This window comes from Gammaproteobacteria bacterium (genome assembly GCA_037388465.1).
Taxonomy (GTDB): Bacteria; Pseudomonadota; Gammaproteobacteria; order SpSt-1174; family SpSt-1174; genus JARRKE01.
This window is the reverse complement of sequence record JARRKE010000099.1, coordinates 1-6919: the sequence shown is the minus strand read 5'-3', so window position 1 is coordinate 6919 and position 6919 is coordinate 1. Positions and strand designations below refer to the sequence as shown.

6 protein-coding genes and 1 pseudogene are annotated in these 6919 nt (G+C 64.4%); all 7 read right to left on the bottom strand.

What is annotated here, in order from left to right:
- On the bottom strand, positions 1–767 hold a 767-nt coding region (locus P8Y64_13050), incomplete at its 3' end, for a S1 RNA-binding domain-containing protein (protein MEJ2061392.1).
- A 99-nt stretch (positions 768–866) separates the two neighbouring features.
- Entirely contained in the window at positions 867–1550 is a 684-nt protein-coding gene (gene cmk / locus P8Y64_13045) for a (d)CMP kinase (protein MEJ2061391.1), read from the bottom strand.
- Positions 1547–2857 (bottom strand): 3-phosphoshikimate 1-carboxyvinyltransferase, encoded by a 1311-nt coding sequence (gene aroA, locus P8Y64_13040; protein MEJ2061390.1) that lies wholly within the window; start codon positions 2855–2857, stop codon positions 1547–1549. Before aroA ends, cmk begins: the two co-directional genes overlap by 4 nt.
- A 65-nt stretch (positions 2858–2922) precedes the next feature.
- Complete coding sequence (locus tag P8Y64_13035) at positions 2923–3777, bottom strand: prephenate dehydrogenase/arogenate dehydrogenase family protein (GenBank protein ID MEJ2061389.1); 855 nt, start codon at positions 3775–3777, stop codon at positions 2923–2925.
- The gene (gene hisC / locus P8Y64_13030; protein ID MEJ2061388.1) at positions 3774–4895 is read right to left on the bottom strand and encodes a histidinol-phosphate transaminase; all 1122 of its coding nucleotides are present in this window, start codon (positions 4893–4895) and stop codon (positions 3774–3776) included. The genes P8Y64_13035 and hisC overlap by 4 nt, the downstream gene beginning before the upstream one ends.
- Positions 4896–4901: 6 nt before the next feature.
- Entirely contained in the window at positions 4902–5987 is a 1086-nt protein-coding gene (gene pheA, locus P8Y64_13025) for a prephenate dehydratase (protein MEJ2061387.1), read from the bottom strand.
- Positions 5988–5993: 6 nt separating this feature from the next.
- Positions 5994–6919 (bottom strand): annotated as a pseudogene (locus tag P8Y64_13020) (3-phosphoglycerate dehydrogenase family protein).

The following is a 6919-nucleotide window of genomic DNA, read 5'->3' as shown; positions in this document are numbered from 1 at the left end:
GAAACGCGGTTGCGCTCGCGGTCGAACTTGAGCACCTTGACTTCGATCTCGTCGCCGATGTTCACGACCTCGGAAGGATGCTTGACGCGCTTCCAGGCCATGTCGGTGATGTGCAGCAGACCGTCGATACCGCCCAGGTCGAGGAACGCACCGTAGTCGGTGAGATTCTTGACGATGGCCTTGACGACCTGGCCTTCCTGCAGATTCTTCAGCAGGGCCTCGCGCTCGGCGCTGTATTCCTGCTCCACAACGGCGCGGCGGGAAACCACCACGTTGTTGCGACGCTGATCCAGCTTGATCAGCTTGAATTCGAGTTCCTTGCCTTCGAGGTACGAGGTGTCGCGCACGGGGCGCACGTCCACCAGCGAGCCGGGCAGGAATGCACGGATGTCCTTGAGGTCGACGGTGAAACCGCCCTTGACCTTGCCGGTGATCTTGCCGGTAACCGTCTCGTTGGCGGCAAAGGCGTGCTCGAGCTCGGTCCAGGCCTTGGCGCGCTTTGCCTTTTCACGGGACAGGCGCGTTTCGCCGAAACCGTCTTCCACGGTGTCCAGCGCAACCTCGACGACATCACCCACATTGACTTCCAGCTCACCCTTGTCGTTGGTGAACTGGTCAGAGGGGATAACACCTTCCGACTTGAGGCCGGCACTGACCACAACCACATCGGAACGGATATCGATTACGGTGCCGGTGATGATCGAACCCGGCTTCATCTGGGTATAACCCAGGCTTTGTTCAAGCAGTTCGGCGAAACTTTCGCTCATGTTGTTCCTGACTCTAAATGTTCAAAGCCCTGCCTCAATTCCTTGAGCAGAACGGTTTTGATTAACGGGTATCCGTCATGGACGCCCACCACAACGAAGCTACGCCACGAGACCACGGCTTCTGGCCAATTCGACCAGCCGTGCCAGCACCTCATCGATGCCAATTCCCGTGGTGTCGACTTCAACCGCATCCTCCGCGGGCTTGAGTGGGGCGGTGTCGCGCTGTTGATCCCGCGCATCCCGCTCCGCCAGCTCGCGAAAAAGGGCGTGAAGGTTAACACTAAGTCCTTGTTCCTTCAACTGGTTATAGCGCCTCTTGGCACGTTCTTCCAGGCTCGCGGTGAGAAATATCTTCAGCGGGGCATCAGGGAATACGACGGTCCCCATGTCGCGGCCGTCTGCGACCAGCCCCGGGGGCGCGGCGAAGGTGCGCTGCCTGGCCAGCAACGCCTCGCGAACAGCGGGGATGGCGGCCACCTGGGAGGCCGCGTTGCCCACCTGTTCGGTGCGGATCGCGCTGCCCACGTCCTCGCCGGCCAGCAGAACCCGGGACTCCCCATCGGCATCGACCGGAAATTCGACCTGCAGCCCGCGGGCCGCCTCGGCCAGGGCCGGCACGTCGTCGAGCGCGATGCCGGTCCGCGTCGCGGCAAGTGCCGTCAGGCGGTACAGGGCCCCGCTGTCCAGCCAGTGCCAGCCGCAGCGGCGGGCCAGCAGGCGCGACAGGGTGCCCTTGCCCGAACCGCTGGGGCCGTCGATGGTAATGACAGGCACGCCGCTCATCGGGCGCTGATCCCCAATCCGCGGCCGGCGGCCAGTTCCACGAAGCCGGGGAAGGAGGTGTTCACGTTGGCGCAGTCGCGGACATGGATGTCGCCCCCGGCACGCAGGGCCGCCATGGCGAAGGACATGGCAATGCGGTGATCGCCGTGGCTCTCGACCGTGCCGCCGCTCAGGGCGCCGCCCTGGATGACGATGCCGTCCGGCGTCGGCCGCGCCGAGATGCCGCAGGCCATCAGGCCGTCCGCCATCACCTGGATGCGGTCGCTTTCCTTGACCCGCAGCTCTTCCGCCCCGGTCAGCACCGTCTCGCCCTCCGCGCAGGCCGCGGCGACGAACAGGGCCGGGAATTCGTCGATGGCGAGCGGCACCAGTTCATCGGGAATGTGAATACCGTGCAGCGGTGCGGCGCGCACCCGCAGGTCCGCCACCGGCTCCCCGCCGGCCTCGCGCGGGTCGAGGATTTCGATGTCCGCACCCATCAGGCGCAGGATGTCGATCACCCCTGTCCGGGTCGGGTTGATCCCCACATGCGTCAGGGTCAGGTCGGAACCCGGCGCGATGCTGGCGCCGACCAGGAAAAAGGCGGCCGAAGAGATATCTGCCGGCACATCGATGGCGGTGGCCTGCAGGCGGCCGCCCCCTGTCAGGCATACCCGGTTGCCTTCCGTCTCCACGGCATAGCCGAACCCACGCAGCATGCGCTCGGTGTGGTCGCGGGTCGGTGCCGGTTCCGTCACGCAGGTACGACCCTGGGCGTAGAGGCCGGCCAGCAGCAGGCTGGACTTGACCTGAGCACTGGCGACCGGCATCTCATAATCGATGCCGGTGAGAGAACTGCCGCCATGAATCCGCAGCGGCGGTGTGCCGTCGGCGCCGGTGTCGATCTCCGCCCCCATGGTGGACAGCGGATCGCTGACACGGCGCATGGGACGGCGGCTCAGCGAGGCGTCGCCCACCAGTTCGGTGTCGAAGGCCTGTCCGGCCATCAACCCCGCCATCAAGCGCATGGAGGTGCCGGAATTGCCCATATCGAGCGCCGAACCCGGCGCTTTCAAGCCGTGCAGCCCCACGCCGTGGACCGTCACCCGTCCGTTGGCAGGCCCCTCGATGGTCACCCCCATGGCGCGGAAGGCCTTGAGCGTGGCCAGGCAATCCTCCCCTTCCAGAAATCCCTCGATCTCGGTGGTTCCTTCGGCCAGGGCGCCCAGCATGATGGAGCGATGGGAGATCGACTTGTCCCCGGGGACGCGCAACTCGCCGTCGAGATGCCCGCCGGGAGTCAGATGAAATTCAGTGTAGTTCGGCATATGTCGAACAGCCTTTCGGATTCAGCAATGAAGATGGAAATGCGGACGAGAAAGCACGCCGCCCGTCAATGACAAAAACGGTCGCGGGCCGCCTTGGCGCGCGCGAAGATATCCAGCAGGCGCGCCTCGTCCCCTGCACGGATCGCCTCCGTCAAACCGTCCAGGTCTTCACGGAAGTGTTCGAGGGCATCGAGCAACGCCTCGCGGTTGGCGAGGCAGATATCCCGCCACATCACGGGATCGCTGGAGGCGATGCGGGTGAAGTCGCGGAACCCGCCGGCTGCGTAACGGAAGACCTCGTCGCTCTCCCCCATGCGCCCCAGGCTGCCCACCAGGGAAAACGCCAGCATGTGTGGCAGGTGGCTGGTCACGGCCAGGATCGTGTCGTGATGCGCTACGCTCATCTCTTCGACCACGGCGCCGGCGACCTCCCACATCCGGCGCACCTGCCCGACCGCCTCGGGATCGGAATACGGCAGTGGCGTGAGGATAACGCGGCGCCCTTCGTACAGTTCGGGAAAGGCCGCCGCCACACCGCTGCGTTCGGTGCCTGCGATGGGATGTCCCGGCACGAACGTCGCGCGCTGCCCCAGCACGGCCTCGACATCGCGCACCACGCTTTGTTTGGCACTGCCGGCGTCGGTGACGATCGCCCCCGGCTCGAGGGCCTCGCGGATCTGCGCACAGGCCGTCCCCATGGCGCCCAGCGGCACCGCCAGCAGCACCATGTCCGCGCCCTTGACCGCCTCAGCCGGATCGGTGCTGTAGCGGTCTATCACTCCCAGTCGCACGGCCTCCTCCAGGTGTTCGGTGCGTCGACTGGTCCCGACTATCTCACGGCAATAACCGGAGTGACGCAGCGCCAGTGCCAGGGAGCCGCCGATCAGACCGACACCGATGATGGTGAGGCGATCGATCATGAATCCAGAACCTTGTCGAGCGCCTGCAGGGCGCGCGCATTCTGTGTCTCGGTGCCGACGGAGAACCGCAGATGCTGCGGCAGGCCGTAAGCGGCGATGGGCCGGACGATGATGCCTTCCCGAAGCAGGGCCTGATAAATCGCGCCGGCCTCGTGCCCGACGTCGACGGTCAGGAAATTGCCTACGGAAGGGATGTATCTCAACCCGCGTGTCTCGCAACCGGTGCGCAGCTGCTCGAGTCCGAGATGATTGACCTCGACGCTGCGCCGTACATGATCCTCATCGTCCAGTGCCGCGAGCGCCGCCATCTGACCCAGGATGTTGGTATTGAAGGGCTGCCGGACCCGGTTAAGGATATCTGCCACCTGCGGGTTGGATACCGCATAGCCGACCCGCAGGCCCGCCAGGCCGTGGATCTTGGAAAAGGTGCGGGTCACGACCAGGTTGGGAAATTCTTCCAGCCATTGCAGTGCGTTCGGGTAGTCCGGTTCGGTCACGTACTCGCAGTAGGCCTCATCCACCACCACCAGCACCTCTTCCGGCACCCGGCGCAAAAAGGCCCGCAGCGCATCACTCGTCAGCCAGGTACCGGTCGGATTGTTGGGATTGGCGATGAACACCACGCCCGTTTCGGCATCTATCCCCTCGGCCATGGCGTCCAGGTCGTGCCCATAGGGCTGGGCATGATCCGGCGGATTGGCGACCGCCGGCTTTGCCTCGGCGCCGACCGCCCGGGTCACGATGAAATAAACGGCAAAGGCGTGTTGCGAAAAAACGGCGTTCCTGCCCGGCCCCAGGTAGGCGCGCGCCACCAGGTCCAGGACGTCGTTAGAGCCGTTGCCGAGCGTGATCCAGGCCGGATCCACGCCCAGTTTTTCGGCCAGCCCGCGCTTGAGCGCAAAGCCGTTGCCGTCGGGATAAAACGCCACCCCGTCCAGATAGGCGCGAATCGCCGTCATGGCCCGCTCGCCGGGGCCCAGCGGATTTTCGTTCGAGGCCAGCTTGAGCGCTTCGCTGATGCCCAGCTCGCGCTCCAGTTCCTCCACGGGTTTGCCGGGCTCGTAAGGTCGAAGCCCCTGCACGCCCGAGTGGGCACGGGCAATGAAATCAATCCCCATAGCGAATCACAGAACGGCGCGGGGATAGGAACCCAGCACCTTGCACAGGTCCGCCTCTGCGCTCAGGTCCTTCAGCGCATGACTGACGTTGGCGTCCTGGGCGTGTCCTTCCAGGTCGAGAAAGAAAACATACTCCCAGTTCACGCAATGCGAGGGACGCGACTCGATACGGGTCATGCTCACCCCGTTGCGGGCCAGCGGCTCGATCAGCTTGAACAGCGACCCCGGCCGGTTGGCGGTGGACACCAGCAGCGAGGTCTTGTCGCGACCACTGGGTGACACCTGCTGACGGCCGATGATGAGGAACCGCGTGGTGTTGTCGGGATGATCTTCGATATTGCGGGCGAGCACCTGGAGTTCGTACAACTCGGCCGCCGCCTCGCCGGCGATTGCCGCCGCATCCGGTTCGGCCTTGGCCCGCCTGGCCGCCTCGGCATTGCTGATTCCGCTCACCCGTTCCGCCTGCGGCAGCTTGGCGTCCAGCCATTCCCGGCACTGGGCCAGGGACTGCTGATGGGAATAAACGCGCTTGATCTTGGACATGTCCGTCTGGGTGGACAGCAGATGGTGATGAATGCGCAACAGCACTTCGCCGCAGATTTTCAGCGGCGACTGCAGGAACATGTCCAGGGTATGGCTGACGACACCCTCGGTGGAATTCTCCACCGGTACCACGCCGTAATCCGCCGTGCCGGCCTCCACCTCGCGGAACACCTCATCGATGGACGACAACGGCACGGTATTCACGGAATGACCGAAATGCTTGAGCGCCGCGGCCTGGGTGAAGGTGCCGGCAGGTCCGAAATAGGCAATGCGCATGGGCTGCTCGAGCGCCAGACAGGCCGACATGATCTCGCGGAACAGGCGGGCTATCTCTTCGCCCGACAGCGGGCCGGGATTCTGCTCGATGATCTTGCGCAGTACCTGCGCCTCGCGCTCCGGGCGGTAAAAGGCCGGCTCACCGCCGGCCGCCTGCTTCACGTGGGCGACGTCCTGTGCGCAACGCGCACGCTCGCTGATCAGCGTCAGCAGTTGTGCGTCGAGCTCATCGATGCGTGCACGCAATCCGTTTAGTTCTTGTTCTTCAGACATGGGGCCTCACAGCACGCGCACGTTGAGCACGCCGCTGATGGCGGCGATGGCTGCGCGGGTCGGTTCGTCGATGTCCGCTTCGACGTCGACCAGGGTATAAGCCAGTTCGCCGCGTGATTCGTTGATCATGTGCAAAATATTCACACCGGCCTCCCCCAGATGGTGTCGGGGAAGTTTACCGAATTGCGCACGTTGCCGTTTTCCAGGTAGTCGCGCAGCTGGTCGACCACCATCACGGCGCAGTTCTCCTCGGCCTCGCCGGTGGAGGCGCCGAGATGCGGCAGAGTGATGATGCCCGGCTTGCCCTTCAGCTCGCGTGCCGGAAAATCGCACACATAGGCATGCAAATGGCCCGCTTCGATCGCCGCCGCCACGGCCTGGTTGTTCACAATGCCGTCGCGGGCGAAGTTGAGCAGCACCGCGCCTTCGGGCAGCAACCGGATGCGTTCCTCGTTGATTAGATTGCGCGTCGCGTCGTTCAGCGGAACGTGAAAGGTCACAAAATCCGAACTGCGCAGGACCTCTTCGATGCTGCCGCCCTGCACCACGCCTGACGATAACTGCCAGGCACGTTCGACGGTAATCTTCGGGTCGAAACCGATGACGTTCATCCCGAGTGCGCGCGCACTGTTGGCCACCTGCACGCCGATGGCGCCAAGACCAACCACTCCCAGGGTCCGTCCGGGCAGCTCGAAACCGGAGAACTGTTTTTTACCGGCTTCGACCTGCTTATGCAGCGACTCGTCGTCGCCCTCCAGTTCGGACGTGTAACGCCAGGCCTGACATATATTTCGAGCCGCCAACAGCATGCCGGCGATGACCAGTTCCTTCACCGCATTGGCATTGGCGCCGGGGGCGTTGAACACCGGCAGGCCGAGATCGCTGAGACGCTGGACGGGAATGTTGTTGACCCCGGCCCCGGCGCGGGCGAC

What these genes read in the sequence shown, in the direction of transcription:
- cmk (MEJ2061391.1), bottom strand. Translation starts at nt 1,550, where the DNA reads ATGAGCGGCGTGCCTGTCATTACCATCGACGGCCCCAGCGGTTCGGGC.
- aroA (MEJ2061390.1), bottom strand. Translation starts at nt 2,857, where the DNA reads ATGCCGAACTACACTGAATTTCATCTGACTCCCGGCGGGCATCTCGAC.
- P8Y64_13035 (MEJ2061389.1), bottom strand. Translation starts at nt 3,777, where the DNA reads ATGATCGATCGCCTCACCATCATCGGTGTCGGTCTGATCGGCGGCTCC.
- hisC (MEJ2061388.1), bottom strand. Translation starts at nt 4,895, where the DNA reads ATGGGGATTGATTTCATTGCCCGTGCCCACTCGGGCGTGCAGGGGCTT.
- pheA (MEJ2061387.1), bottom strand. Translation starts at nt 5,987, where the DNA reads ATGTCTGAAGAACAAGAACTAAACGGATTGCGTGCACGCATCGATGAG.